Annotated in this window: 27 protein-coding genes; 14 read left to right on the top strand and 13 right to left on the bottom strand. The window is 73.5% G+C overall.

Going from position 1 to position 26,998, the window contains the following annotated elements; translation table 11 throughout:
• The first annotated feature begins 305 nt into the window (after positions 1-305).
• The 6 genes from ACIP5O_RS18855 to ACIP5O_RS18830 all read left to right on the top strand — a co-directional run bounded on the left by ACIP5O_RS18855 (position 306) and on the right by ACIP5O_RS18830 (position 6,964).
• Positions 306-1,673, top strand: coding sequence for a bifunctional o-acetylhomoserine/o-acetylserine sulfhydrylase (locus ACIP5O_RS18855; RefSeq protein WP_401294628.1), 1,368 nt, complete (start codon positions 306-308; stop codon positions 1,671-1,673).
• Positions 1,670-2,857, top strand: coding sequence for a homoserine O-acetyltransferase (locus tag ACIP5O_RS18850; RefSeq protein ID WP_401294721.1), 1,188 nt, complete (start codon positions 1,670-1,672; stop codon positions 2,855-2,857). The genes ACIP5O_RS18855 and ACIP5O_RS18850 overlap by 4 nt, the downstream gene beginning before the upstream one ends.
• A gap of 364 nt (positions 2,858-3,221) precedes the next feature.
• Positions 3,222-4,097, top strand: coding sequence for an ABC transporter permease (locus ACIP5O_RS18845; RefSeq protein ID WP_401294627.1), 876 nt, complete (start codon positions 3,222-3,224; stop codon positions 4,095-4,097).
• A gap of 97 nt (positions 4,098-4,194) precedes the next feature.
• The gene (locus ACIP5O_RS18840) at positions 4,195-5,247 is read left to right on the top strand and encodes an ABC transporter substrate-binding protein (RefSeq protein ID WP_401294625.1); all 1,053 of its coding nucleotides are present in this window, start codon (positions 4,195-4,197) and stop codon (positions 5,245-5,247) included.
• A complete protein-coding gene (locus tag ACIP5O_RS18835; protein WP_401294623.1) occupies positions 5,234-6,052 on the top strand; it encodes an ABC transporter ATP-binding protein in 819 nt (272 codons plus the stop codon). The genes ACIP5O_RS18840 and ACIP5O_RS18835 overlap by 14 nt, the downstream gene beginning before the upstream one ends.
• Positions 6,053-6,079: 27 nt before the next feature.
• A complete protein-coding gene (locus ACIP5O_RS18830) occupies positions 6,080-6,964 on the top strand; it encodes a TauD/TfdA dioxygenase family protein (RefSeq protein WP_401294621.1) in 885 nt (294 codons plus the stop codon).
• Positions 6,965-7,026: 62 nt separating this feature from the next.
• Here the strand turns inward: ACIP5O_RS18830 and ACIP5O_RS18825 are convergent, their stop codons facing one another.
• From ACIP5O_RS18825 to ACIP5O_RS18810, 4 genes are all read right to left on the bottom strand, one after another.
• Complete coding sequence (locus tag ACIP5O_RS18825) at positions 7,027-7,590, bottom strand: dihydrofolate reductase family protein (RefSeq protein ID WP_401294619.1); 564 nt, start codon at positions 7,588-7,590, stop codon at positions 7,027-7,029.
• Between the two features lie 144 nt (positions 7,591-7,734).
• Complete coding sequence (locus tag ACIP5O_RS18820; protein ID WP_401294617.1) at positions 7,735-8,250, bottom strand: hypothetical protein; 516 nt, start codon at positions 8,248-8,250, stop codon at positions 7,735-7,737.
• 45 nt (positions 8,251-8,295) lie between these two features.
• Positions 8,296-8,766: a hypothetical protein gene (locus tag ACIP5O_RS18815; RefSeq protein WP_401294615.1), complete on the bottom strand. Its 471-nt coding sequence runs from the start codon at positions 8,764-8,766 to the stop codon at positions 8,296-8,298.
• Positions 8,767-9,012: 246 nt separating this feature from the next.
• Positions 9,013-9,924, bottom strand: a complete 912-nt coding sequence (locus ACIP5O_RS18810) for a S1 family peptidase (RefSeq protein ID WP_401294613.1) — start codon at positions 9,922-9,924, stop codon at positions 9,013-9,015.
• Between the two features lie 816 nt (positions 9,925-10,740).
• Here ACIP5O_RS18810 and ACIP5O_RS18805 point away from each other — a divergent pair.
• From ACIP5O_RS18805 to ACIP5O_RS18795, 3 genes are all read left to right on the top strand, one after another.
• The gene (locus tag ACIP5O_RS18805; protein WP_401294611.1) at positions 10,741-11,544 is read left to right on the top strand and encodes an SGNH/GDSL hydrolase family protein; all 804 of its coding nucleotides are present in this window, start codon (positions 10,741-10,743) and stop codon (positions 11,542-11,544) included.
• 196 nt (positions 11,545-11,740) lie between these two features.
• The gene (locus ACIP5O_RS18800; RefSeq protein WP_401294609.1) at positions 11,741-12,997 is read left to right on the top strand and encodes an extracellular solute-binding protein; all 1,257 of its coding nucleotides are present in this window, start codon (positions 11,741-11,743) and stop codon (positions 12,995-12,997) included.
• 42 nt (positions 12,998-13,039) lie between these two features.
• Positions 13,040-13,438 carry an NTP pyrophosphohydrolase gene (locus ACIP5O_RS18795; RefSeq protein ID WP_401294607.1) on the top strand — a complete coding sequence of 133 codons (399 nt, stop codon included), beginning with the start codon at positions 13,040-13,042 and terminating at the stop codon, positions 13,436-13,438.
• Here the strand turns inward: ACIP5O_RS18795 and ACIP5O_RS18790 are convergent.
• Entirely contained in the window at positions 13,435-14,079 is a 645-nt protein-coding gene (locus tag ACIP5O_RS18790) for a TetR family transcriptional regulator (RefSeq protein ID WP_401294605.1), read from the bottom strand. The genes ACIP5O_RS18795 and ACIP5O_RS18790 overlap by 4 nt on opposite strands.
• Before the next feature lie 117 nt (positions 14,080-14,196).
• On the opposite strand from ACIP5O_RS18790, the gene ACIP5O_RS18785 reads away from it, so the two are divergent.
• Positions 14,197-15,390 (top strand): cytochrome P450, encoded by a 1,194-nt coding sequence (locus ACIP5O_RS18785; RefSeq protein ID WP_401294603.1) that lies wholly within the window; start codon positions 14,197-14,199, stop codon positions 15,388-15,390.
• Positions 15,391-15,395: 5 nt separating this feature from the next.
• Positions 15,396-15,611: a ferredoxin gene (locus ACIP5O_RS18780; protein WP_356548802.1), complete on the top strand. Its 216-nt coding sequence runs from the start codon at positions 15,396-15,398 to the stop codon at positions 15,609-15,611.
• Positions 15,612-15,824: 213 nt separating this feature from the next.
• On the opposite strand, the gene ACIP5O_RS18775 is transcribed toward ACIP5O_RS18780, so the two are convergent.
• From ACIP5O_RS18775 to ACIP5O_RS18765, 3 genes are all read right to left on the bottom strand, one after another.
• Positions 15,825-16,199: a hypothetical protein gene (locus ACIP5O_RS18775; RefSeq protein ID WP_356548748.1), complete on the bottom strand. Its 375-nt coding sequence runs from the start codon at positions 16,197-16,199 to the stop codon at positions 15,825-15,827.
• Positions 16,200-16,325: 126 nt separating this feature from the next.
• Positions 16,326-16,661: a metalloregulator ArsR/SmtB family transcription factor gene (locus ACIP5O_RS18770; RefSeq protein ID WP_356548801.1), complete on the bottom strand. Its 336-nt coding sequence runs from the start codon at positions 16,659-16,661 to the stop codon at positions 16,326-16,328.
• Positions 16,662-16,865: 204 nt separating this feature from the next.
• Positions 16,866-17,411 carry an EF-hand domain-containing protein gene (locus ACIP5O_RS18765; protein WP_401294601.1) on the bottom strand — a complete coding sequence of 182 codons (546 nt, stop codon included), beginning with the start codon at positions 17,409-17,411 and terminating at the stop codon, positions 16,866-16,868.
• Positions 17,412-17,679: 268 nt separating this feature from the next.
• Between ACIP5O_RS18765 and ACIP5O_RS18760 the strand changes: the two genes are divergently transcribed.
• From ACIP5O_RS18760 to ACIP5O_RS18750, 3 genes are all read left to right on the top strand, one after another.
• Positions 17,680-19,179: a hypothetical protein gene (locus tag ACIP5O_RS18760; RefSeq protein ID WP_401294599.1), complete on the top strand. Its 1,500-nt coding sequence runs from the start codon at positions 17,680-17,682 to the stop codon at positions 19,177-19,179.
• A 160-nt stretch (positions 19,180-19,339) separates the two neighbouring features.
• Positions 19,340-20,632 carry an AAA family ATPase gene (locus tag ACIP5O_RS18755; RefSeq protein WP_401294597.1) on the top strand — a complete coding sequence of 431 codons (1,293 nt, stop codon included), beginning with the start codon at positions 19,340-19,342 and terminating at the stop codon, positions 20,630-20,632.
• Positions 20,633-20,862: 230 nt separating this feature from the next.
• Complete coding sequence (locus tag ACIP5O_RS18750; RefSeq protein ID WP_401294595.1) at positions 20,863-22,068, top strand: VWA-like domain-containing protein; 1,206 nt, start codon at positions 20,863-20,865, stop codon at positions 22,066-22,068.
• Positions 22,069-22,102: 34 nt separating this feature from the next.
• Here ACIP5O_RS18750 and ACIP5O_RS18745 read toward each other — a convergent pair whose 3' ends face one another.
• The 5 genes from ACIP5O_RS18745 to ACIP5O_RS18725 all read right to left on the bottom strand — a co-directional run bounded on the left by ACIP5O_RS18745 (position 22,103) and on the right by ACIP5O_RS18725 (position 26,922).
• Complete coding sequence (locus tag ACIP5O_RS18745) at positions 22,103-22,318, bottom strand: hypothetical protein (RefSeq protein ID WP_401294593.1); 216 nt, start codon at positions 22,316-22,318, stop codon at positions 22,103-22,105.
• A 222-nt stretch (positions 22,319-22,540) separates the two neighbouring features.
• Positions 22,541-23,302, bottom strand: a complete 762-nt coding sequence (locus ACIP5O_RS18740; protein WP_401294591.1) for a hypothetical protein — start codon at positions 23,300-23,302, stop codon at positions 22,541-22,543.
• 76 nt (positions 23,303-23,378) lie between these two features.
• Entirely contained in the window at positions 23,379-24,038 is a 660-nt protein-coding gene (locus tag ACIP5O_RS18735; RefSeq protein ID WP_401294589.1) for a hypothetical protein, read from the bottom strand.
• 436 nt (positions 24,039-24,474) lie between these two features.
• Positions 24,475-25,287, bottom strand: a complete 813-nt coding sequence (locus tag ACIP5O_RS18730; protein WP_401294587.1) for a universal stress protein — start codon at positions 25,285-25,287, stop codon at positions 24,475-24,477.
• Between the two features lie 402 nt (positions 25,288-25,689).
• On the bottom strand, positions 25,690-26,922 hold the full coding sequence (locus ACIP5O_RS18725; protein ID WP_401294585.1) for a serine hydrolase domain-containing protein: 1,233 nt from the start codon (positions 26,920-26,922) through the stop codon (positions 25,690-25,692).
• Positions 26,923-26,998: the final 76 nt, after the last annotated feature.

The following is a 26,998-nucleotide window of genomic DNA, read 5'->3' as shown; positions in this document are numbered from 1 at the left end:
CGCACCGACGACCCGGCCCCCTTCCCGTGCGTGCCCTGCTGGTGCGCGCACGCCTCCCTGTGGTTACCTGATGCCATGACCGTGCTCGTGACCCGCCGCCACGTTGACTACGTGCGTGTCACCACCACGGCCTGTTCCGTCGTGAGCTGACTCCGTCCTCCGACGTCCGACCAGCCTTTCCCCGCATCGCGCCGACCGCCGAACCCTGCCCGTCTCCGGGTACGGACGCGGGTCGTCGGCCTGCGGTCGCATCGGCGTCCCCGTTCCGCATCCAGGCATCCCCCCGCCCGCACCCAGGGAGAACCATGAGCCCGAGCCAGCCCGTCGACTCCGTCACCGCAGGCCACACCCCCGAGGACGAGCACCCCGGCCCCGACACCTCGGCGTGGTCCTTCGAGACCAAGCAGATCCACGCCGGTGCCGTGCCCGACCCCACGACCGGCGCCCGCGCGACGCCGATCTACCAGACGACGTCGTTCGTGTTCCGGGACACGCAGCACGCGGCCGACCTCTTCTCGCTGGCCGAGCCCGGCAACATCTACACCCGCATCCACAACCCCACCCAGGACGTCTTCGAGCAGCGCGTCACGGCGCTGGAGGGCGGCGTGGCCGCCGTGGCGCTGGCCTCCGGGCAGGCCGCGGAGACGCTGGCGATCCTCACGCTCGCGAGCGCCGGGGACCACATCGTCTCCAGCTCGTCGCTGTACGGCGGCACGTACAACCTCTTCCGGCACACGCTGCCGAAGCTGGGCGTCGAGGTGTCCTTCGTCGACGACCCCGACGACCTGGACGCCTGGCGCGCGGCGGTCCGGCCGAACACCAAGGCGCTGTTCGCGGAGTCGCTGGGCAACCCGCGCGGCAACGTGCTCGACATCCGGTCGGTCGCGGACGCGGCGCACGAGGCCGGCGTGCCGCTGATCGTGGACAACACCGTGGCGACCCCCTATCTGCTGCGGCCCCTCGAGCACGGCGCGGACATCGTCGTGCACTCGGCGACCAAGTTCCTCGGCGGGCACGGCAACGCCATCGCGGGTGTCGTGGTCGACGGCGGGACCTTCGACTTCGGTGCCCGTGCCGAGCGGTTCCCGGACTTCACCGAGCCCGACCCGAGCTACCACGGCCTGCGGTACTGGCCAGCGCTCGGGCCGGGTGCCTTCGCCGTCAAGCTGCGGGTGCAGTTGCTGCGCGACCTCGGGCCCGCCCTCTCCCCGCACTCCGCCTTCCTGCTCCTCCAGGGCGTGGAGACGCTCAGCCTGCGCATCGAGCGGCACTCCGCGAACGCCCAGGCCCTGGCGGAGTGGCTGGAGCAGCGCGACGAGGTCGCCGCCGTGCACTACCCGGGGCTGGAGTCCAGCCGCTGGTTCGAGGCGGGGCAGCGGTACCTGCCGCGCGGTGCGGGCGCCGTGCTCTCCTTCGAGCTGCGGGACGGCGTGGAGGCGGGCAAGCGGTTCGTGGACGGCGTCGAGCTGTTCAGCCACCTCGCCAACATCGGCGACGTGCGCAGCCTCATCATCCACCCGGCGTCCACCACGCACAGCCAGCTGGACGCGCAGCAGTTGGCGGCCACCGGCACCTCTCCGGGTCTGGTGCGCCTCTCGGTCGGCATCGAGAACCTCGCCGACCTCAAGGCGGACCTGGAGGCCGGGTTCCGCGCGGCGAAGGGCGCGTCCTGAACGGCGTCCTGACGCCGTCGCAGGTCCCCCTCCCGCCGGCCTCCGGGGGCTGGCGGGAGGGGGACCCGCCCGGGCGGCGCCAGTGGTACGCGCGCGAGCACCCGCTGGTGCTGGAGGCGGGCGGTGAACTCGGCGGCATACGGCTGGCGTTCGAGACGTGGGGGCGGCTCGCACCGGACCGGCGCAACGCGGTGCTGGTGCTGCACGCCCTCACCGGCGACAGCCACGCCGCCGGCCCCGCCGGGCCCGGTCACCCCACGCCCGGCTGGTGGGACGGTCTGATCGGCCCGGGCCGCGCGCTCGACACGGACCGCTTCTTCGTCGTGGCGCCGAACGTGCTCGGCGGCTGCCAGGGCAGTACCGGGCCGTCCTCGCCCGGTCCGTCGGGGAGGGCGTGGGGCGGTGACTTCCCGTTCCTGACGCAGCGGGACCAGGTCGCGGCCGAGGCCGGCCTCGCCGACGCGCTGGGCGTCGAGCGCTGGGCCCTCGTGGTGGGCGGGTCGGTGGGCGGGATGCGGGCCCTGGAATGGGCGGTGGCGTATCCGGAGCGTACGGAGGCGCTCCTGCTGCTCGCCACGACCGCCGCGGCGAGCGCCGAGCAGATCGCCTGGACCGACGTGCAACTGCACGCCGTCCGCTCCGATCCGCACTGGCGGGGCGGCCACTACCACCGCACCGGCCCGGGGCCGCGTGCCGGGCTCGGCCAGGCCCGGCGGATCGCCCACATGACGTACCGCAGCGAGCCCGAACTCCAGGCCCGTTTCGGCCGTTCGCCCCAGGGGGCGGAGGACCCGTGGCACGGGGGGCGGTACCAGGTCGGGTCCTATCTGGACCATCACGCGGCCAAGCTCGTGCACCGGTTCGACGCGGGCAGCTACGTGGTCCTGTCCGAGGCCGCGAACAGCCACGACGTCGGGCGCGGCCGCGGTGGCGTGCGCGCCGCCCTGAGCCGGGTGGGCGCGAGGACGCTGGTGGCGGCGGTCGACTCCGACCGCCTCTATCCGCCGTCGCAGCAGGCGGAGCTGGCGGCGGGCATCCCCACCGCGGACGCCCTCCGGGTGATCGGGTCGCCGTACGGCCACGACGGGTTCCTCATCGAGACGGAGCAGGTCGCCGCGCTCGTACGCGAACTCCTCGGCACCGAACGCCCTTCGGCGTCACCGGACCGTGCGCCGCCCCGATAGCGCGGCGGCCGGGACCCGGCCCGCCCGCCGCGTCCCGCCGGGCGGGGCGTTCCAAAAGGTGGACGCGTGTTGGTGCCGGGGTGCGGCTGTTGTAGAAATGGGCCTCATGAACTCCGAGCTCCTGGTGCGCCGCCTGGTCATCGACCTGTGCCGTCGCCCGGGCTCGTGTTGTCGCTGACCGAGTTCTCTCCGGCGCGCCCCGCCGTGCGGTGATCCCACCCGCACGGGGGCGGTCTCCACGTCCTCGCACAGGGCGTTCTCCCCCTCTTCTCGTTCCACATCACACCCGCCCGGGGCCGGCGGCCGTCTCCGACCGCCGATGCCGATCGCCCGTGCCCCGGCGGCGTCTCTGGAGGACCGCATCGTGTCCACGACCACGCCTGTCAAAACCGCCGGCGGCGCCCCGCCGGCCGCCGCCGACTCGCCCGGTCCCCGCCTTCCGGCAGGACGTGGGCGGGCGCGCCTGCGCCATGCCGCGCTCCCCCTCGGCTCGTTGCTGCTCTTCCTCCTCCTGTGGCAGCTGCTCGCCGCGAGCGGGACGTGGAGCGAGACGCTGGTCCCCCGGCCGGCCACGGTGTGGGACGCGTTCGTCGCCGTCTCCACCACGCACGACGGCGTCCGCGGATACAACGGGACCACGCTCGTCGAGCACCTCGGCATCAGCCTGCGGCGCATCGCGCTCGGCGCCGGCATCGGCATCGTGGCCGGAGTGGTCCTCGGGCTGGTCATGGGCACCGTCGGCTGGGTGCGCTCGCTGTTCGAGCCCTGGATCACCTTCCTGCGGACGCTGCCGCCGCTGGCGTACTTCTCGCTGCTCATCATCTGGCTGGGCATCGACGAGGAGCCCAAGGTCACGCTGCTCGCCGTGGCCGCGTTCCCGCCCGTGGCGGTGTCCACCACCGCGGCCGTGGTGGCCGTGTCCAAGAGCCTGATCGAGGCGGCCCGCGCGCTCGGCGCGTCGCGGTGGGACGTCGTCAGGGACGTCGTCGTGCCGTCGGCGCTGCCGGAGACGCTCACCGGGGTCCGGCTCGCCGTCGGCGTCGCCTACTCCTCCCTGGTCGCCGCCGAGCTGGTCAACGGCCTGCCCGGCATCGGCGGCATGGTCAAGGACGCGGCCAACTACAACAACACCCCCGTGGTCGTCGTCGGCATCATCGCCATCGGCGTGTCCGGTCTGATCATCGACGGCCTGCTGCTGCGGCTGGAACGCGCGGTCGTGCCGTGGCGGGGCCGGGCGTAGGTCCCGGTTCCGCCTCCCCCTTCGTCCGGGCGCCCCCCTCCCGCTCCGGCGAACGACTTCTCCACCCGTACCCTCATCGCACAGAAACGGCTCCGCCATGTCCCGTGTCCCCCAAGGCCCGTCCCGTCGTCTCCTCCTCGCCGGAGCCCTCGCCGCCGTCTCCGCCGCCGTCACCGGCTGCTCCTCGGACGGCGCGGCGTCGGGGTCCGGTGGGGGGAAGCGGCTGCGCATCGGCTACTTCGCCTTTCCCAGCGGCGACCTGCTCGTGAAGAACAAGAAGCTGCTGGAGAAGGCGCTGCCGGACCACGAGATCAGCTGGATCAAGTTCGACTCGGGCGCGAGCGTCAACCAGGCGTTCCTCGGCAAGTCCCTCGACATCGCCGCGCTCGGCTCCAGCCCGTTCGCCCGGGGGGTGTCGGGCGGCTCGCCCATCCCGTACAAGGTCGCGTGGATCCTCGACGTCGCCGGTGAGAACGAGAGCCTCGTGGCGCGCAAGGAGACCGGCATCACCGAGGTCGCCGGGCTGAAGGGCAAGAAGATAGCGACGCCCTTCGCCTCCACCTCGCACTACAGCCTGCTGGCGGCGCTGAAGGCCGCCGGCCTCTCGCCGTCCGACGTCCGGCTCATCGACCTCCAGCCGCAGCCGATCCTCGCCGCGTGGCAGCGGGGCGACATCGACGCCGCCTACGTCTGGCTGCCGACCCTGGACGAGCTGCGCAAGACCGGCACCCAGCTCACCAGCAGCAAGGAGATCGGCGCGGCGGGCAAGCCGACCCTGGACCTGGCCGTGGTGTCCGACGACCTGATCGCCCGGGACCCCGGGGCGATCAGGGCCTGGCGCAAGGCGGAGGCCGAGGCGCTGCGCCTGCTCACGTCCGACCGGGAGGGATCGGTCAAGGCCGTCGCGGCCGAGCTCGGCATCAGCACGGCGGACGCGGAGGCGCAGCTCACGCAGGGCGTGTTCCTCACCCCGGAGCAGGTCGTCTCCGCCGACTGGCTGGGCACCGACGGCAAGCCGGGCAAGCTGCTCGACTACGTCACCGACACCGGGCGTTTCCTGGCGGAGCAGAAGCAGATCGACGCCGCCCCGTCCGAGGCCGTCGTCCGCGAGGCGTTCTACCTCGAAGGGCTGTCCGATGTCCTCAAGTGAGAGCACCGGGGCGGGAGTCGCGGTCGACACCGGGCGTGCCGGTGCCGTCCGTCTCGACGGCGTCACCCACCGGTACGGCCGCGGCGGCGAGGCCTTCACGGCCGTGGGACCGGTCGATCTCGCCGTCCCCGCCGGGGAGTTCCTGGTCCTGGTGGGTGCCTCGGGCTGCGGCAAGAGCACGCTGCTGCGGCTGATCGCCGGCTTCGAGCGGCCCACGCAGGGGTCGGTGCGGGTCTCCGGCGGCGAGTCGCGGCCCGGCGCGACGGCCGGCGTGGTGTTCCAGACGCCCCGGCTGTTCCCGTGGCGGACCGTGCGGGGCAACGTCGACCTGGCACTGCGGTATGCGGGCGTCGACCGCGGCCAGTGGCCGGAGCGGCGCGCGGAGCTGCTGGCCCGGGTCGGTCTGGAGGGCACCGAGAACCGGCGCGTCTGGGAGATCTCCGGCGGTCAGCAGCAGCGCGTCGCGATCGCGCGGGCCCTCGCCGCCGAGAATCCGCTGCTCCTGCTCGACGAGCCGTTCGCGGCGCTGGACGCCCTGACCCGGGAACGGCTCCAGGAGGACGTCCGCCGGGTGACCGAACGGACCGGCCGGACCACGGTGCTCGTGACGCACTCGGCCGAAGAGGCGGTGTTCCTGGGCTCGCGCATCGTGGTGCTGACCAAGAGCCCCGGGACCGTCGCCCTGGACCTGCCGATCGATCTGCCGCGCGGGGACGTCGACGCCGAGGAGCTGCGCGCCTCCCGTGAGTTCACCGCACTGCGCGCGCAGGTCTCCCACGCCGTCAAGGACGCCGCGGCGGCCTGACCGGAACCCCATGGAAAGGACACACAGGTGAGCATCCTCAGCGAACGGCCCGCCGCGCCGGCGATCCCGGTCGTCGAACTCGGGCCCCACTTCGGTGCCGAGGTCCACGGCATCGACCTCGGCCGCCTCGACGACGAGCGGGTCCTGGCCCTGCGCGAAGCACTCGTGGCGTACAAGGTGCTCTTCGTGCGCGGTCAGCACGGGCTGGACGACGCCGCGCAGATCGAGTTCGGCAGGCGGCTCGGCGAGGTCACCGCCGGGCACCCGGTCCACGACTCCGGTGACGTGGCGCCCGAGGTGTACGCGCTGGACAGCCAGGACAACGGGTTCGCCGACGTGTGGCACACCGACGTCACCTTCGTGCGGCGGCCGCCGGCGATCTCCGTGCTGCGGGCCGTCGTGCTGCCTCCCAGCGGCGGCGACACCAACTGGGCGGACGGCCAGCTCGCCTACGAGTCGCTGTCGCCGGGGCTGCGGGAGTACGTCGACACGCTCACCGCAGTCCACGACGGCACCCGTGAGTTCGGCTACTACCTGGCCCAGCGCAGGCAGGGGCGCGGCAACGTGTGGGAGGGAGAGGTGGTCACCCACCTCACGCCGGTGGAGCACCCGGTGGTGCGGGTGCATCCCGAGAGCGGCCGCAAGGGCCTGTTCGTGAACCCCGGCTTCACCTCGCACATCGTGGGGGTCTCGGAGCACGAGAGCCGGGGAATCCTCGACATCCTGTACGCCCACCTCACCAAGCCCGAGCACGTCGTACGGCACCGCTGGCAGCCGGGGGACGTCGCGCTGTGGGACAACCGCAGCACGGCCCACTACGCCAACCGCGACTACGGCGACCGGCACCGCGTCATGCACCGCATCACGCTGCGCGGCGACGTTCCGACCGGTCCGGCGGCACCGTCCCGCTGACCGGGCGGGCGGGGCCCGGCGACGCGCGTCCGGCGCGCCGGGCCCGGGGAGCAGGGGCTCGGCTAACGCACCACACGGTGGCGGAGGTAGACGAACTTCGAGTGGAAGGTGCGGGTCTCGACGAGTTCGAGGTCCACCCGGCGCTCGTGCCGGGGGAAGAACGGAATGCCGCCGCCGACCAGCACCGGGTGGACCACGGTCCGGTACTCGTCGATCAGGTCCGACGCGGCCGCCTCGGCGGCGAGGGTCGCGCCGCCGATCGCGATGTCGCCCTCCCCCGGCTCGGCCCGCAGCCGCTCGATCTCCTCCGCGAGGCTGCCGGAGGCCAGGCGGGCACGGCCCCGCACCGCCGACAGGGTCCTGGAGAACACCACCTTCGGGAGCGGGTTCCAGAGCGAGGTCCACTCGCGCTCCGCGTCGTCGAGCGCCCGGTCCCGGTCGGCGGTCTCCCAGTACAGCATCGTCTCGTACAGCCGCCGCCCCAGCAGGTGGACGCCGACCTGCCGGATGTCTTCGATCCAGAAGCGGAAGACCTCCTCGTCGGGTTCCGACCAGTCGAAGCCGCCGTCCGGCCCGACGATGTAGCCGTCGAGCGAGACGCCCATCGAATAGGTCACGCTGCGCATGGGAGGCCTCCTCGGTACCGGGTTCGACAGTAAGACCGCCGGGCGCCGGAAAACTCATCGCGACGCGCCGGATTCCCCGGTGGGGCCGCCCCAGGAGGTCACGCCGAGCAGAACGCCGACGGGCCCGGACATCCGGGCCGGGCGTCAGTCTCCCCGGAGCACCTCGTCCGCGGCACCACGGTCGTCCTCGCCGGTGGCCGTCACCACACGCACGTCGTCGAGGTGGAGGCGCGCTGTCCCGTCGACCGGACACCGCAGGCCGACCGACAGGCGGCGGACCCGGCCGTCGACGGCGAGGACGCGGGCGACCACGACCTCGAACACGTCGTGTCCGGCGGGGCACACGGGATCGGCGGGCGCGGGGAGTGCCTCACCCGGCCGAAGGAGCGAGGGGGCGGACGGCGCGAGTCTCCAGGAAGCCCCCCTCACGTGGACGTCTCCGTCCGCCAGGCCGACCGGCAGGCAGCAGCCCTCGCAGAAGCACTCGCCCCCGGACACTTCGAACCGGTCCCACTCGCACCACCGGCAGACGACGGGCTCGATCACGACCCGCCCGAGCGGCTCCCGGAGGACCGTCGCGCCCAGCAGCGACACCAGGCTTGCGTCCTCCGTCGCCGCCTCGCCCGCCGGTCCGGTGCTGCGCGCGTCCTCGTCCCCCATGACAGGGATCTTCGCACGGTGCCGGTCGAGGGGGCGCGGCACCCTTCAGCGGTCCGATCCCCAGCGCCAGAGCAGTTCTCCGCCTTCTGGGACCGCGGCCCAGCGTGCCGCGGCGGCGTCCAGGCGCGGACCCGTCCTGGCCGGCGCGTCGGCGTCCAGCGGGGCCGGGCCGACGCCGCGGCCGTCGGTGGAGGGGCCGCGCCATGCCCGGTAGGCCCAGTTCACGGAGAGCTCGGCGGCCATCACGGCGTCGCCGTCCTGGCGCAGCACCTTCAGGCCGGACCGGCGGTGCCGGCCCGGGGTGACGAGCTCGAACCCCTGGAAGGTGGCGCCTCGCGCCGTCGCTCCCCAGAAGCCGTCCTCGATGCCGAGGGCGGTCTCCACGACGGCGTGGACCAGGTCGTGCGGCACGGTCGGGCCGACGGGCTGGGCGGGCAGCCTGACGTCCGGCCCCTTGCGGGCACGGACGAGGATCTCGTGCTGGTTGTCCGGCAGCCTCCGGAAGGACATCTCCATCACGGGCGACGGTTAGGCGCGGGCCCGGCCGCCGCCAACCGATTTCCGCCCCGCTTCGGACGCCGTCCCGCATCGGCCGCCCCGCCCCGATCGCGTCGAGCCGGGCCTTCCGGGGAGGCCCAGGACCAGCGCCCGATGGGCGCACGGCCGTCTGCTCCCTGGGCTCGGTGCCGCCCGGAGGCGCCTCCGTCGACGGAGGCGCCTCCGTCGACGGAGGCGCCTCCCGCGGGCCCGGTGGGCCGGGGATTAGAAGACGCTGACGCCGTAGGCGCTGAGGGCCTCGGTGACGGGCTGGAAGAACGTGGTGCCCCCGCTGGAGCAGTTGCCGCTGCCTCCGGAGGTGAGGCCGAGGGCGGTGGTCCCGGAGAACATGGCGCCGCCGCTGTCGCCGGGCTCGGCACAGACGTTGGTCTGGATGAGGCCGTAGACGACGTCGCCGTTGCCGTAGTTGACGGTGGCGTTGAGGCCCGTGACGGTGCCGCTGCGCAGACCGGTGGTGCTGCCGCTGCGCTGGACGGACTGTCCGACGTAGGCGTTGCCGGCGCCGGTGATGTCGCGGTAGGTGCCGTTGTAGAGGTAGACGCGCCCGTCGGCGGCGGAGGCGTTGGAGTGGCGGATGATGCCGTAGTCGTTCGTGGGGAAGCTGGTTCCGGTCCGCGTGCCGAGGACGGTGGTGTTGGCGGAGTTGGTGTACCAGGTGCTGCCGATGTTGGTGCAGTGCCCGGCCGTCAGGGCGTAGTAGGTGCTGCCGCTGCGGACGTTGAAGCCGAGGGAGCAGCGGCCGCCTCCGGCGTAGATGGCCTGGCCGCCGGCTATGAGCTTGTTGATCTTCCCGGCGGTCCGCTCGATCCTGAGGTTCTTGGCGTTGTCGCCGGCGGCCTTGCGCAGGGTCGCGATCTCGGCCCGGGAGACCGTGGAGTCGACGGTGACGACGACCTTTCCGGTGGCCTGGTCGGTGTACCAGGCGGAGCCGGCCACGTCGGCCCGGAGGACGGCGCTGCTGGTGGTGGCCAGGGCGGTGGCGGTGGCCCGCGCGGTGTCGGCCTGCTGCGCCGAGGAGGTGGGGGCGGTCAGGGCCGAGGCGGCCACGAAGGCGCCGAGCACGGCGATCAGCCGGCTGCCGCGGGTGATCCTGACGTGACGGGACGAACGGTTCACTGCATCCTCCGGTGGGGGTGGTCGGGCCGCTGGGTGAGTGGCCCGGTGGAGCACGGATCGGCGGCGGTGGCCGCCATGAACCTGTCAATCGCTTGGGGGAATCCTTGACTCCGCGCCGGGGCGCCACAAGGTGTCCTTTCAGCCGCTCTACGCGCGTCCATGCCACGGAGCGCATCCCACAGGATCGAACAAATAAGCACCCCTCTTTCCACATCCCCCTGAAAGAGCGTCAGCAAGTTGCAGAAGGCGGTTGCGTTCCGGAACTCCGCCCGGCTTCGAAGCCCGGCCCCTCGGGGCGCGAAGAGGCGGAAGGCGCAGCTCCGCTCGGCTGCGGCTCCGCCGGCCCCGCTTTCCGGCCGCACGGGACGATCGCGCGCTGACGCAACGCCCGACGGTCGCACGGAGCCGTGGACGGTGCCGCGCAAGCCTCCCTCGTGCCACGGCGAACCCGCAGGCCCGGACTCCGCGTCCGGGAGGGCGATCAGAAGAACGACCTCCTCCACCGAGCACGTACACGGCAATGATGGCCATTCATCCGATCCGCCACATGGCCGAATCCATACGCCCGAAGACGCGACGGACGCGGCTCCGGTCCGGGATCGCCCGTCCCGTCCGCAGGAGAATCACCCTCGCCCCACCCCGGAAGTGCCGGGTCGCACCGGTTCGTACGCCCAGCCCCCTCGGACGACCTCGATGCGGAACGCCCCGCACCCCGATGCGCGATGCCAACAGAAGAAAACCTCTTCGCACATCTATTCCGTGCGCCACACGCCCTGCTAGAAGTGACTCCCCCTCACCTCCAAGGAGCTCCTTGTCATGCGCACAACGAAGTTGAGATGGGCCCTGTCCGCGCTCCTGGCCGCGTCGGCCCTCACCGCGGGCCTCGTCCAGCCCGCCTCCGCCGCCGCGACGGCCGGGGAGCGCTACGTCGCGCTCGGCGACTCCTACTCCTCGGGAGTGGGCGCCGGCAGCTACCTGTCCGACAGCGGTGACTGCCAACGCAGCAGCAAGGCCTACCCGTCCCTGTGGGCGGCGGCCAACGCCCCGGCCTCGTTCGCGTTCACCGCCTGCTCGGGGGCGACGACCGGCACGGTCAGAAGCGGCCAACTGACCCCGCTCAACAGCTCCACCACGCTCGTCAGCGTCACCGCCGGCGGCAACGACGTCGGTTTCGCCGACGTCATGCAGACCTGCGTGCTGCAGAGCGAGGCGACCTGCGTCAATGCGGTGAACAACGCCGTCGCGCAGGTCAACGGAACCCTTCCCGGCAGCCTCTCGTCGCTCTACGGCGCCATCCGCGGCCGCGCGCCCCAGGCCCGCGTGGTGGTCCTCGGCTATCCGCGCTTCTACCAGTTGAACGGCGGCTGCATCGCCGGCCTGAGCGAGACCGAACGCGCCGCGATCAACCGGGGCAGCGACGCCCTGAACGCCATGCTCGCCAAGCAGGCCGCCAACGCGGGCTTCGCGTACTCCAGCGTCGTGGACGAGTTCACCGGCCACGAGATCTGCTCCGGCAACGCCTGGCTGCACAGCCTCACGGTGCCCGTCTCCAACAGCTACCACCCCACCGCCACCGGGCACTCCGGCGGATACCTGCCGGCCTTCCGCTCCTCCGTCTGACCGCTCGCGCGGAACCCCGCGGGAGCAATGCCCGCCCGCACCCGCCTATCGGAAAACACCACGCGGAATCCTCCCGATTGGAGTTATGCAACAACCTTTCAGTAGGGGGCGAAATCGGCCCGTGCACAGGAGAGAATTCCGGTCGCACCATCCGATAAATCAAGAGGAACAATTCGTGCGACCAAGACTCTTCGGCATGACCGCCTCCGTGGCCGCATTCGGTCTGCTGGGTTCCCTCGTCACCGCCTGCGGCTCGTCCGGGGGCGACGGGACGACGCTGCGCCTGGTGGCCCCCGAGTACGGCACCAGCCCCGCGACCGGCTCCAAGGCTTACTGGGACAGGCTGACCACCGCCTTCACCGCCGCCCACCCCGGCAAGAAGGTCGAGGTCACGCTCTATCCGTGGGCCGAGGTCGACCGCGAGGTCACCCGCATGGTCCGGGAGGGCGACGCTCCGGACGTGGCGCTGCTCGGCGCGTACTCCGACTTCGCCGCGCAGGACCGCCTTTACCCCGCCAGTGAGGTGCTGTCGATCAGGACGGAGGCGAATTTCCTGCCGCCGCTCGTGGAGGCCGGCTCGGTCGACACCGTCCTCTACGGTCTGCCCTTCGTGGCCAGCAGCCGGCTGCTCTTCTACAACAAGGAGCTGTTCGAGAAGGCCGGGGCGAAGCCGCCGAAGACCTGGTCGGAGCTGAAGCGGGCGGCCGAGGCGCTGAAGACGGCGGGCGTGCCCTCCCCGTACGCCCTGCCGCTCGGTCCCGAGGAGGCGCATGCCGAAGCCCTGATCTGGGAACTCAGCAACGGCGGCGGGTACACCGACGTCCGCGGGGAGTACACCCTCGCGTCCGACCGGAACACGCAGACGTTCCGCTGGATCAAGGACAACCTGGTCGGACCGGGCCTGACCGGCCCGGTGCCGCCGGCCGAGCTCAACCGGGAGGACGCCTTCGCCGCGTTCCTGCGCGGCGACGTCGGCATGGTCAACGGCTATCCCTCGCTCCTCCACGAGGCGACGGAGAAGGGCATGAAGGTCGGCACGCTGCGCATGCCGGTGTCGGACACCTTGAGCGACGAGGAGACCCCTCCGGCGGCGGGTGTCGCCGACTGGATGATGGCCTTCAGGCACGACGGCAATCGTGAGCTGGTGGGCTCGTTCCTGAACTTCGTCTACCAGGACAAGAACCTCAACGAGTTCGCCGAGCGCTACCACCTGCTGCCGGCGACGGTGTCCGCCACCCAGGTGTCCCAGGACGCGGCGGCGGACCCCGACGCCGAGCAGTTCCTGATCGCCCTGCGCGGTGCCCAGCTCTACCCGGTCAACGAACCGTCCTGGCTGCAGGTCAGCGACACCATCAAGCGGAACATCGGCAAGGCGGTCGCACCCTCCGCCGACCCGGGGGCCGTGCTGGAGCGGATCGCCCAGCAGGCCCGGGAAGCGACCGAGTCCGAGTAGCGGCCTCCGGGATCCACGGGGCCGTACTGACATCCTGGAGCCATGAATCCTGAGGATCCGCGTCTCCGTCCCCTCCTGGTGGTGGACGGGGCCAATGTCGTGGGATCGGTGCCCGACGGCTGGTGGCGCGACCGGCGCGGGGCCGCCGAACGGCTGCGCGACCGGCTCACCGCCACCGGCGGCCCGGCCGACGGGCCGTACCCGGGTCCGTACGAGATCGTGCTGGTCGTCGAGGGCCGCGCCCGGGGTGTCGCCTCCGTCCCCGGTGTACGGGTCGAAGAGGCCCCCGGCAGCGGCGACGACCTGATCGTCGCGCTGGTCCGGGCCGCGAACGGCCGCCCGTGCCTGGTCGTCACGGCCGACCGGGAGCTGCGCGAGCGCGTCCGGGAGGAGGGCGCCCGGTGCGTGGGCCCCCGCGCCCTTCCGCCGGCGCCCGCCTAGCTCCTGTCGGGCGGGAGGCCGTCCAGGAGGTGGCCGAGCGTTTCGAGGACCAGGCGGCAGATCTCGTCCGGGTCCGCCTCCGCGAGGGGGCGTTTGCCCACGACCACGCGCATCAGGCCGATGCCCAGCAGCCACGACAGGGCGAGGTCCGCCCGCAGCGCGCCGTCCTGTCGGGTGCTCAGCTCCGCCAGGGCCTTGGCGTAGGCGTCGCCCAGTGCGGTCACCGCCGTCGACACCTCGTCGCCACCGCCCACCGAGCGCAGCATCGTCTTCAGCGACCGGCTCGCTCCCGGGGCCCCGGCCGGGTCCGCCGGCGGGTGGAGCAGGCTGCGCAGCACCACCTCCACCAGCCGCTCGGGCGGTGTGCTCCGCAACTGCTCGTACCCGCCCTGTGCGACCACCTCGCCGAACAGCGCCTGCTTGGAGCCGAAGTGCCGGAACAGCAGGGCCTGGTTCACCCCGGCCCGGGCGGCGATCTCCCGTACCGTCGCCCGGTCGTACCCGCGCTCGGCGAAGAGCGCCGACGCCGCGGCGAGCAGCCGCTCCCGGGTTCCGCCGCCCCGTACGGACCCCTCCGCCGTGTCCTCCCGTCGTACGGGCGTCCGCTCCGGCGCCGTCCCGTCGGCCCTCGTCCGCGTCATCCCCGCCGCCCTCCGTGCCCCGCCGTCCGTCCCCCGAACGGCGCAACGGCCCCATTGACCGCCTCTGGAGACCACCCTAGGTTCTGTAAGCACCTGCTTACACGACGGAGGTGCCGCATGACCGCGACGACCGACCCCACTCCCCTGGACTATCCGTTCAACGAGCCCGAAGGACTCGGCCTCGCCGAGGCGTACGCCGAAGCGCTGGAGCGGCCCGGGCTGTTACGCGTCCGGATGGCGTACGGCGAACCCGCCTGGCTCGCCACCCGCTACGCCGACGCCCGCCTGGTCCTCGGCGACCGGCGCTTCAGCCGCGCCGAGGCCGTCAAGCACGACGAGCCCCGCCAGTCCGAGGCGCAGCAGGACTCCGGCATCCTCGGCATGGACCCGCCCGGCCACACCCGGCTGCGCACCCTGGTCGCCAAGGCGTTCACGGTCCACCAGGTCGAGAAGCTGCGGCCCCAGGTGCGCGAGCTGGCCCACGGGTTCCTCGACGACATGGAGGCCGCGGGCCCGCCGGCCGACCTCGTGGAGTCGTACGCGCTGCCGATCCCCGTCGCCGTCATCTGCCGCATGCTCGGCGTGCCGGAGGAGGACCGCCCGAAGTTCCGGGTGTGGAGCGACGCGGCGCTGTCCACGAGCTCGCTGACCGCCGAGGAGTTCTGGCGCAGCCGCGAGGAGCTGCGCGCCTACATGGCGGCGCTCATCGAGGACCACCGCGCCCGTCCGCGCCCCGACCTGATGACCGGCCTGATCGAGGCCCGTGACACCGGTGACCGACTCACGGAGCTGGAGCTCGTCGACCTGTGCGTGGGCATCCTCGTCGCGGGGCACGAGACGACGGCCAGCCAGATCCCCAACTTCGTGCACGCCCTGCTCGACCACCCCGACCAGCTCGCCCTGCTGCGCGAGCGGCCCGACCTGATCAAGGGCGCCGTCGAGGAGCTGCTGCGGTTCGTCCCGCTCGGCAGCGGCGCCGCCTTCCCCCGGTACGCCACCGAGGACGTCGAGGTGGGCGGCACCCTGGTCCGGGCGGGCGAGCCGGTGCTCGTGGCGATCGGCGCCGCCAACCGCGACGCCCTGAAGTTCACCGGTCCGGGGCGGCTCGACGTCACCCGCACCGGTGTCCAGCACCTCGGCTTCGGGCACGGCGTCCACCACTGCCTGGGGGCGCCGCTGGCCCGTCTGGAGCTCCAGGAGGCGGTCCTGGCGCTCCTCACCCGCTTCCCCGGTCTGCACCTGGCGGGGGACGTGCGGTGGAAGGACCGGATGCTGGTGCGCGGTCCGCGCGAGATGCCGGTGGGCTGGTGAGCGCGATGGGCTGGACCACCGAGGTCGACCGGGGGATGTGCATGGGCTCGGGCATGTGCGCCGGGCTCGCCCCGGACCTGTACCGGCTGGAGGGCGACACGGCGGAGCCGGTGCGCCGGGAGATCGCCGAGGACGAGCGGGCCCTGGACGCCGCCGACTCCTGCCCGGCGCTCGCCATCACCGTCCGCGCGGGCGCCCGGACGGTGGGCCCCCGCCACTGACGCCGGCCGGTCCGGGGGATGCCGGGCCGGTGCGCGTCCTTCCTGTCGGCCGCCGTCGGGCCGGTCGGCAGGAAGGGACGTGCGGGCCGTCCGGCCGGGCCGCCCGCCGTCGTGGACGGGCGCGTGCCGGCCGGGAGTTCAGACTTCAGGAACTCCTTTCGTAGAGAATTTCAAATTCCTGCAAGTCTTGGGCATGCGTGAAAAGGCAAGGGGTCAGACCTCCATCTCCTCTTCGACGCGGCGCAGTTGGTGCCGGGCCATGGCGAGGTTGGCCTTGTGCTTGTCGAGGACGAGGTAGAGGAAGAGGTTGGTCTTGCCCCTCCCCTTCCCCAGGGTGATGAGGTGGTACTGGTTGCCCAGCGTGATGAGGATGTCGTCGATCTGCTCCTGGAGACCGAGGAGTTCCATGGTGTGCATCTTCGCCCGGATCACGTCGGTGTTCGCCGCGACCGCCACGTGGATGTCGAAGTCGCGTCCGCCGCCGAGGGACCCCAGGGCCATGCCGCTGGTGTAGTCGCCCACCGCGGCGGCGAGGCTGCCTTCCACCCGGGTCATGATCTCTTTGAGTGAGACTTCCACGTTCGCCATGGGCTGCCGCCTTTCCTCGTGGGATGCCGGGCGCCGTGCGCGCCCGTCGACGTGACGCTACCCATCCCGTCCGTTCGACGGGGGCGCTTTGCCCGAACACGTGGACACGGCGGCCCCGCCGGACGGTCAGTGGCGGGGGGAGGCGTCGAGGTCCGCGAGGAGCGCGGCCTGGCCCTGGAGCACCCCGGTGAGGATGCCGCGCGCGACCCGGAGGAGCTCCGCGACCTCGTCGTTCACCAGGCGGTAGTACACGCTGACGCCCTCGCGGCGCGTCAGGACGAGGTTCGACCTCCGCAGCACGGCGAGTTGCTGGGACAGCGCCGCCGGCTCCACGCCCACTTCGAGGAGCAGCTCGGAGACGGCGTGCTCGCGGACGCTGAGGAGCTCCAGGACCCGGATGCGGACGGGGTGGCCGAGGGTCTTGAAGAACTCGGCCTTCAGTTGGTAGAGCGGTGTGCTCACCTCGGTGGCCGGTTCGCCGCCCGCCGCCCTGGGTGCGCGTGTTGGCACGGTGGGCCCCTCCCTGGCTACGAGGCGGCCGTCGTCGATCCGCCGGTGGTGTGGCCCCACGATCCCAGACTCCCGCACCGCCGCACACCCGACTCCGCGGATCGAAGCCCCCGAGGGTCGCTCCCTCGTCGGGACACCGTCGGCGGATACGGGTCGTCAGGTGGCGGTCGGCACGGGGCCGCACAGGTGGTTGCCCGGTTCTGCCGGGTCGTCGCTGGTCCAGAACTGGATCCACAGTCCGGTGAATTCGGTGCGGCTGAGGTAGCCGTCCCCGTCCTGGTCGAGGCGGTCGAAGACGTCGGCGACGTCGACGCTCCCGCCGTGCCACGTGTCGACGAGGCGCCGGTGCTCGGCGGGGGAGATCCGGCCGTCGCCGTTCTCGTCGACGGCGTCGAAGACGGTCTCGGCGGTCGCGGCGACGGCCTCGCGCATCGTGGGGAGCAGGTCCACCATGGCGAGGAGCTCGTCCAGGTCGATCCTGCCGTCCCCGTCCGCGTCCACGTGGGCCGCGAGGTGGTCCCACCAGCCCAGCATGACCGCCTCCACACGTGCGGCCAGTTCGGACCCCGGCCGCACCCGGGGCAGGTTCTTCCAGCGTTCCGCGAGGGCCTGGAAGTCGCGCCGGTCGAGGTAGCCGTTGTCGTCGGCGTCGAACGCGCGGAACATGTCGACGAGCTTGTCGCGCTGGAACCCACTTGCCACGGTTGGCCTTTCTGCCGGTCTCTCCGGCGATCCTGCCCGCGGGCGGCCGTACCCCAACGGCGCCCGGTGGCGCGGAGGGGCGCGCTCGCCCCCGCTCGTCCGTCCGACGCTTCGTGCGCCCCGTTTGACCACCGGGGATCACTCGCGGGGGTGACGCCCCTCCCGATGAAACCCTCTGGGGAATCGAACGGCCGTGGGCTACGATGCCGGTGATGATGAACTTCTCCTCGTACCGATTGGGGGACTCGTTCGCGCAAGGTGAGTGCTGATGGCACTTCACCCCGTGAACGGGATTCCGACCCACCTGCTGATGTGGCGGCGCGTGCGCGAGTACGCCGTGCCACCGTCCATGATCGAGACCGCGACCGCACGGCGTGCGGTCGGTGACTGGGCGGGGGCCTGCGCCGCCGCCCGGATCGACGTCGACCTCGATCCGCGCGCCGTGGCCGATCGCCACGGCACCGACCTCACCGCCCGGCTCCGTGCCGACCTGCGCCGTCTGGCGCCGGACCTGCTCCGCTGGCACATGCCCCGCATCGCCCCCGACGGGCGGCTCCGTCCCGGCCTCACCCTGACCCTGGCCCGGTACGGAAGTCCCGGCGCCGCGCCGCTGAGTCTGGTGGTGCGGACACCACCGGCCTGGGCGGACGCCGGGCAGCGGATGTCGCTCGCCGTGTGGGAGGGGTCGGGGAACCATGGCCCCGGCCGTCCTTCGTACGCCCCTCCGCATCCTCATCCGCATCCCGAACGGCGTTTCCGGTTCGACCTGCACCGGCACCTCTGGGACGCGGGACGGGCCGGCGACCTGGCACGGCGGTGCGGTGCCGACGAGCCACCGTCCGTGTCACCGCCCGGCCTGCCCGACCTGTCCTCCTTCCCGGACTCCCCGTGGGCGGTCGGGAGGTGGGCGGCCGAGGCGGAGGCGCTGCTGCGGGCCGAGGGGCTTCCTCCTCGGGGGGCCTTCACCGTACGGCTCGGTGCGGGGCGACGGGCCGTGTGCGCGCTCGTCGCTCCCGACGACGGTCATGCCCCGGTCCTCGGGCCGGTGCGGGAGCCGTTGTCCCCGCAGGAGGTGGCGGCGCTTCCGGTACTGCCGGAAGCGGCGGCCCGGACCCTTCCCGACCTGGAGCTGCTGCGCGCGGGGCTGTTCGCGGCGGAGCGGCTGCACCCCCTCGTCGCCGGGGCCCTGACCGCGTCCGTCCCCGCCGCCTCCGCGGTGCTGTCCGGCCCCGTCCACCCGCCCGGTGATCCGCACCGGGTGGAGTGCCGGGGCGAGGTCCACCGGATCGCCCTGCGGGACGGCGTGCTGTCGGCGGTCGACCACGACCGGGACACGCTGCGCCGGGAGGAGCTGATGGTGGCCCTCGGCGGGCCGGCGCTGCCCTGCCTGCGGGTGATCGACACGGCGCACCGCAACCCGGAGGCCCTGCCCGCGGTCCGGGAGCGGCTCGTGCACGGGGACGTCTCCGGGGCGCTGGCCGTCGTGACGGGGCTCCTCGGTCCCGACGCGGTCCTGCGGGACGGTCCGCTCCGGGAGGAGCTGGTGTCCGCCGCGGCCCGCCGCGTCGACCACGGCCTCTTCCGTGCGGGGCTGGTCGCCGAGCACCCCGCCGCCGGTGTCCGGACCGGTGCGGCGGGCGGCGGGGGCGCTTCGGGCGCGAGGTCCGCGGAAGCGGGCCACCGTCCCCGGCTCGACCGTCGCAGTCCCCTCGCGATGCGCCACAAGCGGGACGGGCTGTCCCGGCCCCGGACCGGCCTGTCCCGCTGAACGGCCCGTCGTCCTGGTCCCCCGGACTTCCTCCTGAGTTCCCGGCCTCTTCCCGGCTCCTGAATGCCCGCCCTTCTCCGCTCGTAGCGCGTTTCGAGCGGCCACACGACATCCGGGACGGGTCACCCCGTTCCCTCACTCCCCCCCCCAGGTGATGCCCATGACGTTCAGCACCCTCATGCCCGCCCCCGTCCCCGCCCTTGTTCCCGCGGCCGGCGCGTCCGGTACCGGTGCCCGCCTCGCCCTGGCCGACGACCTCCTCGGGCTGCTGCGGACGACGACCACCGAGCCGCGTCCCGACGAGCAGCTCGAAGCGCTCACCCTGGCCGTCGCCGCCGACCTGCCCGTACTGCTCTGGGGCGAGCCGGGCATCGGCAAGACCGCGGCCCTGACCCAGCTCGCCGCCTCCCTCGACCTGCCCCTGACGACCGTCATCGCCAGCGTCCACGAGCCGTCCGACTTCTCCGGGCTGCCGATCGTGGGCGACGACCCCGCGGTGCGGGGGGTGCCGATGGCGCCCCCGCAGTGGGCCGTGGAACTCGTACGCGTCGGACGGGGCCTGCTCTTCCTGGACGAGCTCTCCACGGCCACCCCCGCCGTGCAGGCCGCGCTGCTCCGGGTCGTCCTGGAGCGGCGGGTCGGCGCGCTGCGGCTGCCGCCGGGCGTGCGGATCGTGGCCGCCGCCAACCCCCGGGCGTCGGCGGCCGACGGCTGGGAGCTGAGCCCTCCGCTGGCCAACCGGTTCGTGCACCTGTACTGGGTGCACGACCAGGAGGTGGTGGTGCGCGGGCTCGGCGGGGTCTGGCCCCGGGCGGAGCTGCCCCGGCTGGACCCGGAGCGGCTTCCGGAGGCGGTGGCCCTCGCCCGCCGCGCGGTCTGCGGCTTCCTGAAGGTCCGGCCGACGATGATCCACCGGCTGCCGACCACCGAGACGCGGCGCGGGGGCGCCTGGCCCTCGCCCCGGAGCTGGGAGGCCGCGCTGACCCTGCTCGCCTTCGGGACGGCGGCCTCCGTCTCGCGGGAGGTGCTGGCGCTCCTGGTGCGAGGGGCGGTGGGCGACGGTCCCGGGCTCGAACTCCTCGCCCACCTGGACCGGATGGACCTGCCGGACCCCGAGTCGCTGCTGGCCGATCCGGCCTCCGCCGAACTTCCGGAACGCGGCGACCTGCGCCAGGCGGCCCTCGACGCGGTGGTGGCCGCCGTCGGGGCGCGCCCGGAGCGGGAGCGGTGGGAGGCGGGCTGGGCCGTGCTGGTCCGGGCCCTGGAGACCGGCGCCCCGGACCTGCTCGTCGCCCCGGCGACGGTGCTGGCCACGCTGCGCCGCGACGACTGGGAGGTCCCCGAGTCGGTGGAACGGCTGGCCGGGGTGATCGGACTGGCCCGGCGCGCGGACCGGTCGGTGGGACGCGCCGCCGCGGCGGACGCCAAGCGTGCGGCGGAGGCGCGCCGGTGACGGGGGCCGCGCGGCCCCGGACGCCGCACCGGAAGTCCCCGCCCCCGCTGCCCCGGCCGATGGCCCCTCCCCCGGCACCGCGCCCGGTGCGGATCACCCTCCCGACGCCGGCGACCGGTTCCGGCGGGGCTACCGGCCCCAGTGGGGCGGCCGGTTCCGGCGGGTCGGCCGACCCCAGTGGGGCGGCTGCTTCCGGCGGCTCGGCCGGTGCGCCCGGACTCCCCCTGGACATGGACAAGTTGCTGGCCGCCCGGCTGCACGCGGTCAAGGTGCGCCCCTATCTGGCGGGGGCGCTCTTCGCCCTGCACGTGGTGGAGGACCGGTCGGTGCCGACGATGGCGGTGGACGCGTACTGGCGCTGCTACGTCTCCCCCCGTTTCGTGGCGGCCACTCCGGTGGAGGAGCTGGCGGGGGTCTGGGTGCACGAGGTCTCCCACCTGCTCAGGGACCACCACGGGCGGGGTGAGCGGTACGCGAAGGAGCACGGCGAGCACGGGCCGGGCGAGCGGCTGCGGCGCAACATCGCCGCCGACTTCGAGATCAACGACGACATCTACGGCGAGGGTCTGCCCCGGCCCGCCGGGGCGGTGCTGCCCTCCCTGCTGCGACTGCCCGAGGGGCAGTTGATGGAGGAGTACCTGCGGACGGCCTCGGTGTCCGGGCTCGTCGCCGACCTGGCCTGGCTGGACTGCGGCAGTGGCGCCGACGGTCACGAGCGGCCGTGGGAGCTGGGTCCCGACGGTGCGCACGGGCTGAGCAGGCAGCAGCGGGACGCGGTCCGCTTCCGCGTCGCGGAGGGCATCAAGGGCCGTCCCGGTGACGCGCCGGAGGGGTGGCGCCGGTGGGCGGAGGAGGCGTTCCATCCGCCGCAGCCGTGGCGGCGCCTGCTGGGAGCCGCGGTCCGTTCGGCGGTGGGGGCGTCGGGTGCGGGCGAGGACCACAGCTACCGGCGTCCGTCCCGGCGCTCGGCCAGCGTCCCGGGGGTGGTGCTGCCGGCCCTGCGCCGCATGCCGCCCAGGGTCTGCGTGGTCATCGACACCTCCGGATCGGTGAGCGACGCCGAGCTGGGCAGCGCGCTCCTGGAGGTGGCGGCGATCTCACGGGCGGTGGGCGGGCGGCGCGACCTGGTCTCGGTGATCTCCTGCGACGCGGCGGCCGGTGTCGCCGTGCCGATCTGCCGCGCGGAGAACATCGAACTGGTCGGGGGCGGCGGGACGGACCTGCGCTCCGGCTTCGCCCGCGCCCTCCGTGCCCGGCCGCGCCCGGACGTCGTCGTCGCCCTGACCGACGGCCAGACGCCCTGGCCCTCCGCGCAGCCGCCCTGCCGCACCGTCGTCGGCCTCTTCCCCCGGCCCGCCCGCACCGTGAACGAGGAGGACCCCGACTACGTCCCCGACGCGCCGCCCGCCTGGGCGCGCGTCGTCACCCTCGCCTGAAGGAACGTCACGAGGGGCGCGGAGGCGGGCGCGTTCAGTTCCCGGGCGAGCGCGAACCCGTGGCGCCCGGAGTGGCCGGTGCCCAGGCGGGCTGCTTCCGGACCTCCGCCGGGTCGGTCTCGGCGAGGGTGACGCCCCAGGCGTCGTCCTCGCCGATCCGGGCTTCGAGCTCCTTCTTCCGACCGGTCCCCTGGAAGTACAGCACCACGACCTGACGGGTCGACCCCTCGTCGTAGAAGTCCGCGGTCACCTTCCCGCCGGCGCCCTTGCCGAAGGCCGCGACCCAGTTGCTGGCCGTGGCCCCGGCGGGCCCGCCGTCTTCAGCTTCTTCGTCGCCCTGGCCGTCGGCCTGTTCCCCTCTGCATGATCAAAAACTGATCCTACTGCCGCCACCAGGCACGATCGTGCGTCTGGGAGTCGTACGGGGAGGGGCCGCGCGGCCGCCGGGGCTGCCGCGCCGCGTCGCCGTGGGTCAGGCGGTCGGGGTGATCAGGTCGCTCAAGGGCTGGGCGGAGTCGGTGCCGGAGTGACCGAAGGGGGCGTCGAAGCTCCAGACGAGGAAGAGCAGGAAGACCACCAGGGCGCTGAAGGTGGTGGCGAGCAGCAGTTCGCGGGCCGAGCGGCGGATCTGCAGGGTGTAGAGCAGACCGAGGGTGACCACGGCGCCGGCGACGAGGCCGAACCAGACCGCGCCGGGCAGGGTGGTGCCGGCGCTGTCCAGACGCTGGTGGCGGGCGTTGTCCGCGGCGGCGACCTGGTCGAGGAGGGGCTGGTAGGCCTGGGCCTGCAGCTCGTCGGCCGGGGTGTGGTGGGCGATGTCGCTGCGGATGCGGCCGAGCAGGTCGGCACCGGTGGCGTCGACGGGCGCGTCGTCCTTCATGGCGGGCCATTCGGCGGTGACGGCGTGCCGGGCGTAGGCGTCGATGTGGTCCTTGACCTGGGTGCGGAAGGCGACCGGGTAGACGTCGAGCCGCTGGTCGATCTCGTACAGGGCCTGGGCCTCGCGCTGGACGGTGTCCTCGGCCGCGCCGCGGGCCTCCCACACGCCGGCGATCGCCAGGCCGAGCACGATGGCGTAGACGACGCCGACCATCATGACCATGTACTCCAGCACGTCCGGGGTCTCGGAGGTGTCCTCGTCCGCGTCCACCCGGCGGTGCCGCATGACGGTGGTCGCGATGACGAGCAGGCAGACCAGGACCGAGGCGAGGGTGTAGACGAGCCATTCCGGCACAGCGCAACTCCATGACGAACGAAGCGAGAAGGGGAGGAAAGGAGAGAAGAAGGGGAAAGGGAGGGCGGGCGGGTCGTCAGCCGCGCCTGCGGCGACGGGAGCCGGGCCGCAGGGCGACCGCGGCCAGGACGCCCGGAAGGGTGACGACGACCGTGGTCATGGTCGTCGACATCCCCGCCGGGGCCGGGCGCGTGGGGCCGCCGGTGTAGTACGGGCGCGGTACCCACCGGAAGGCCTGGCGTACCTTCGGCGGGACCGGAGCGGAGGTCGGGATCGGGGGCGGGTCCGAGGCCGGGACGGCGTCGGGCGCCGGGGCAGCCGGTGGTGCCGGCTCCCCCGGCCGCTCGGCGGACTTCGGCGCGGTGGCGCGAGAGACCGCGCGAGGGGTGGCCGCCGAGGGCGTCACGGACGGCTCGGGCGCCGACGCGGACGGCTCGGGCGCCGACGCGGACGCAGGCGTCTCCGAGGGTCGTGGCGCGGGCGGGGGTGCGGGCGGGGACGGTGCCGGGGGCCGCGGTGTGGAGGGGAGCGGAGGCGTGGGCGTGGGCGTGGGGCACGGTGTCTCCGGCGGGAGTTCCGAGTGGCCGTGGCCCATGTCGATCCACACGTCCGGAGCGCACACCACCAGCCGGTCGGTGGTCGGGGTGTGGTCCATGACCACCAGGGTGCCGCCGTGCTGGGGCAGCGGGCACAGGGCCGCCGCAGCCCCCAGACCGACACTGATCCAGCTGCCCACCGACAGTCCTTTCCCGCTACGACCTGTTCGCGTACGCCCCGTGGTTGTCCGAGGGGCGGGGGCGCCGCCTCCGTGAGGTGACGGGCACAGCAGGTAACGATCATGGACGGGGCGGGTAACGGACCGTGCGCCCGGAAAAAGTGCCGGGGGCGGGGTCTTTCACCGGGGTGGGGGAACCGTCCGGTCGGCAGGCGGGCTGCACGTGCCGTGCCGTGTCGCGTACGCGGTCCGCCGCGGCGGAGGGGTCGGCAGGGTCGTCGAACCGGATCTCGTGCATCGCCCTGTTCATGTCCCCGACGGCGGGCCCGATCCGTTCGTCCGTCTGCCGCAGGATCCGGTCCCTGTCCCCGGGGTCGCGGGCGGCGTCGGCGTCGTCGATCTGCCACGTGACCGCCGAGAAGGCGTGGGCGCGGGTCGTCGTCTCGCGGTGGGCCGCTCAGGCCGTTCTGCGTACGGTGACGACGGGGCAGTGCGCGTACGTCATCACCGCCTGGCTGACCGAGCCCAGGAGCAGCCCGGCGATGCCGCTGCGGCCGCGGGCGCCGACGACCAGCAGTCGGGCCGTCCTGCTCGCCTCGATCAGGACCTCGCGGGCCTTGCCTTCCACCGCCTCGCGCCGGACGGTGACGTCCGGATGGGTGTCCGTGCGGCCGGCGACCGCCTGGGCCAGGGACTGCGCCGCGGACTCGGGGGTCGTGCCGGAGGCGGTCCCGTCCGGCTGCCACGCGTGCACCACCACGAGTTCGGCCCGGCGCCGCGCGGCCTCGGCGAAGGCCATGTCGACGGCCTCGTCGCTGTCCGGTGAGCCGTCGACCCCCAGGACGACGGGCCCCGCGTCGGTGGCCGCCCCGTGTTCTTCGCGGACCGTCATCACGGGGCAGTGGCTGCGGGCGGCCAGGGACACCGGTGTCGACCCCAGCAGCAGGCCCGTGATGCCTCCCAGCCCCCTGGAGCCGACGACGATCAGGTCCGCGGCCTGCGACTCGGCCTCCAGCACGTGCACCACGTCGCCCGTCACCACGGCCTTGGTCACCGCGATCCCGGGCTCCACGTCGAGGGCGTGGGCCGCCGCTTCGTGGACCAGTGTCGCGGAGGCCGGGTCCGGCACCGCGTACCTGGGCTTGATCGGGACCTCGACGTGCACCACACGCAGCTTCGCACCGCGCCGTGCCGCCGCGGTGGCGGCTGCTCCCACGGCGGTGAGGCTCATCTCCGAGCCGTCCACCCCGACCACGACCAGATTGCTCATGACTGGCTGCTCCACTTCAAGCTGCGAGTTCCCAGCCTCGCCCGGCCGGCATGCCGCTGCAATTCCTGCGCGCCCCCGCGGCCGGTGCGCGGTTCCAGCCGCCGCCCCGTCGACAGGTCGCCTGCCGGGCTTCGCCTCGTCGGACCGGCGGTGCTCGCCGAAGCCCTGCTTCGGGTCGCGGCCGGTGATGGAGGGCCGCCTCGTCACGGCTTCGAGCAGTTCCTCCGTACGGGTCACCTCCCCGGCCCGGTCCGCGTACCGCTGCTCCGCGCCGTGCGGCGGCCTTCTCGCGGGGGCGGAGGGTGAAGGGGACCCGGTCGGGAAAAGCCGTGCCCCCGCCGTAACAGGGCGCGCCGTCTCGCCCTCAGTCGTCTTTTCGCGCGCCCCCGGCGGGAGCGGGTCTCAGCGCCGCAGGAGGGCGCAGACGAAGTCCTCCTGGACGGCGCGGACCTTGGCCAGCAGCTCCGGCTTGAGGGACTTGCTGGTCTGGGTGTTGATGGAGAACGTCAGGGACCGCTTGCCGTCCGCCGTCGCGGCGGCGAGCTGGGTGTAGCCGGGGAAGTTGCCGGTGTGGCCGTAGACCGTGCCGCACCGGGTCGTGTACCGGAAGATCGCGAGGCCGCCCGCGTTGGCCCCGGGTCCGGCGGGCTCCGAGGCGGCGCCGGGGATGAAGCTCCGCTGCTGGTTCCGGACCTCCCGGGACAGGAAGTCGCGTCCTCCCGCCCAGGCCCGGACGAACGAGTTCAGGTCCTCGGGCGTGGCCACGATGCCGCCGGAGGCCCACACGCCGGAGGCGCTGAGGGCCTCGCTGATGTCCTCGGGCGGGGCGGGCGGCGTGACGTCGTAGCCGTGCAGGTACGGCCTCGGCATCCGGTAGCCCTGCGGGAGGAGGGTCCGGCGCAGGTCGAGGGGCCGGTACACGAGCTCTTCGAGCAGCCGCTCGTACGGCCGGCCGGTCACCGCCTCCGCCATCAGCGCGACGGCGATGTTGTCGGAGTTGGAGTACGCGTACCGCGATCCCGGCGGGAACTCCAGTCCCCGGTCGGCGACGAAGTCGAGCAGCCCGTGCGAGTCGAAGTGGTGTCTCGGGTCCGCGATCAGGATCTCCAGGAACGACGGGGCGGTCGAGAAGTCGGGCAGTCCGCTGGTGTGGCTGAGCAGCTGCCGGAGGGTCACCCCGTGCCAGGCCTCGGGCAGGGCGGGGAGGCGCTGGCCGATCGTGTCGTCCAGGTCGAGGCGGTGCCGGTCGACCAGGCGCAGGGCGACCGCCCCGCTGTACGCCTTGGAGACGCTGGCGAGGCGCATGTACGCGTCGGCCCGGGGCGGTCTGCCGGTCCTCGTGTCGGCCACACCGGCGCGGTGGACCGTCGTCCGGTCGCCCACCTGCATCAGGACGATCGCGCCGGGCGGCCCGCCGGCCGTCCTGACGAGGTCGTCCAACTGCCTCTGCAGGGCCTTGTCCGAGGGCGAGGAGGAGGACGAAGGCGAGGACGGCGGCGGGGGCGTTCCGGCCGCCCGGGCCGGAAGGCCGGCGCCGCCCGGCGCCAGCGCGCCGGAGAGGGCGCCGACGAGGGCGGCGGCGGACAGGCGCAGGCGTGCGCGCGAGCGGAAACGGACTCCGGGGCGTGCCGACACGGGAGCTCCTTCTCGGTGGGGCGCCGGGCGGACGCGCGTCCGGCGGGTGGGGTCGGCCCCAGCATCGGCCGCCCCG

Source organism: Streptomyces sp. NPDC088915, assembly GCF_044749825.1.
Taxonomy (GTDB): Bacteria; Actinomycetota; Actinomycetes; order Streptomycetales; family Streptomycetaceae; genus Streptomyces.
This window is presented reverse-complemented; position numbering and strand designations above follow the sequence as displayed.

Coding starts and splice junctions, on each gene's coding strand:
- ACIP5O_RS18805 (WP_401294611.1), top strand. CDS start 10,741: ATGCGCACAACGAAGTTGAGATGGGCCCTGTCCGCGCTCCTGGCCGCG.
- ACIP5O_RS18730 (WP_401294587.1), bottom strand. CDS start 25,287: ATGAGCAATCTGGTCGTGGTCGGGGTGGACGGCTCGGAGATGAGCCTC.
- ACIP5O_RS18835 (WP_401294623.1), top strand. CDS start 5,234: ATGTCCTCAAGTGAGAGCACCGGGGCGGGAGTCGCGGTCGACACCGGG.
- ACIP5O_RS18780 (WP_356548802.1), top strand. CDS start 15,396: ATGGGCTGGACCACCGAGGTCGACCGGGGGATGTGCATGGGCTCGGGC.
- ACIP5O_RS18825 (WP_401294619.1), bottom strand. CDS start 7,590: ATGCGCAGCGTGACCTATTCGATGGGCGTCTCGCTCGACGGCTACATC.
- ACIP5O_RS18795 (WP_401294607.1), top strand. CDS start 13,040: ATGAATCCTGAGGATCCGCGTCTCCGTCCCCTCCTGGTGGTGGACGGG.
- ACIP5O_RS18760 (WP_401294599.1), top strand. CDS start 17,680: ATGGCACTTCACCCCGTGAACGGGATTCCGACCCACCTGCTGATGTGG.
- ACIP5O_RS18750 (WP_401294595.1), top strand. CDS start 20,863: ATGGACAAGTTGCTGGCCGCCCGGCTGCACGCGGTCAAGGTGCGCCCC.
- ACIP5O_RS18815 (WP_401294615.1), bottom strand. CDS start 8,766: ATGGAGATGTCCTTCCGGAGGCTGCCGGACAACCAGCACGAGATCCTC.
- ACIP5O_RS18775 (WP_356548748.1), bottom strand. CDS start 16,199: ATGGCGAACGTGGAAGTCTCACTCAAAGAGATCATGACCCGGGTGGAA.
- ACIP5O_RS18800 (WP_401294609.1), top strand. CDS start 11,741: ATGACCGCCTCCGTGGCCGCATTCGGTCTGCTGGGTTCCCTCGTCACC.
- ACIP5O_RS18755 (WP_401294597.1), top strand. CDS start 19,340: ATGACGTTCAGCACCCTCATGCCCGCCCCCGTCCCCGCCCTTGTTCCC.
- ACIP5O_RS18785 (WP_401294603.1), top strand. CDS start 14,197: ATGACCGCGACGACCGACCCCACTCCCCTGGACTATCCGTTCAACGAG.
- ACIP5O_RS18840 (WP_401294625.1), top strand. CDS start 4,195: ATGTCCCGTGTCCCCCAAGGCCCGTCCCGTCGTCTCCTCCTCGCCGGA.
- ACIP5O_RS18820 (WP_401294617.1), bottom strand. CDS start 8,250: ATGGGGGACGAGGACGCGCGCAGCACCGGACCGGCGGGCGAGGCGGCG.
- ACIP5O_RS18855 (WP_401294628.1), top strand. CDS start 306: ATGAGCCCGAGCCAGCCCGTCGACTCCGTCACCGCAGGCCACACCCCC.
- ACIP5O_RS18790 (WP_401294605.1), bottom strand. CDS start 14,079: ATGACGCGGACGAGGGCCGACGGGACGGCGCCGGAGCGGACGCCCGTA.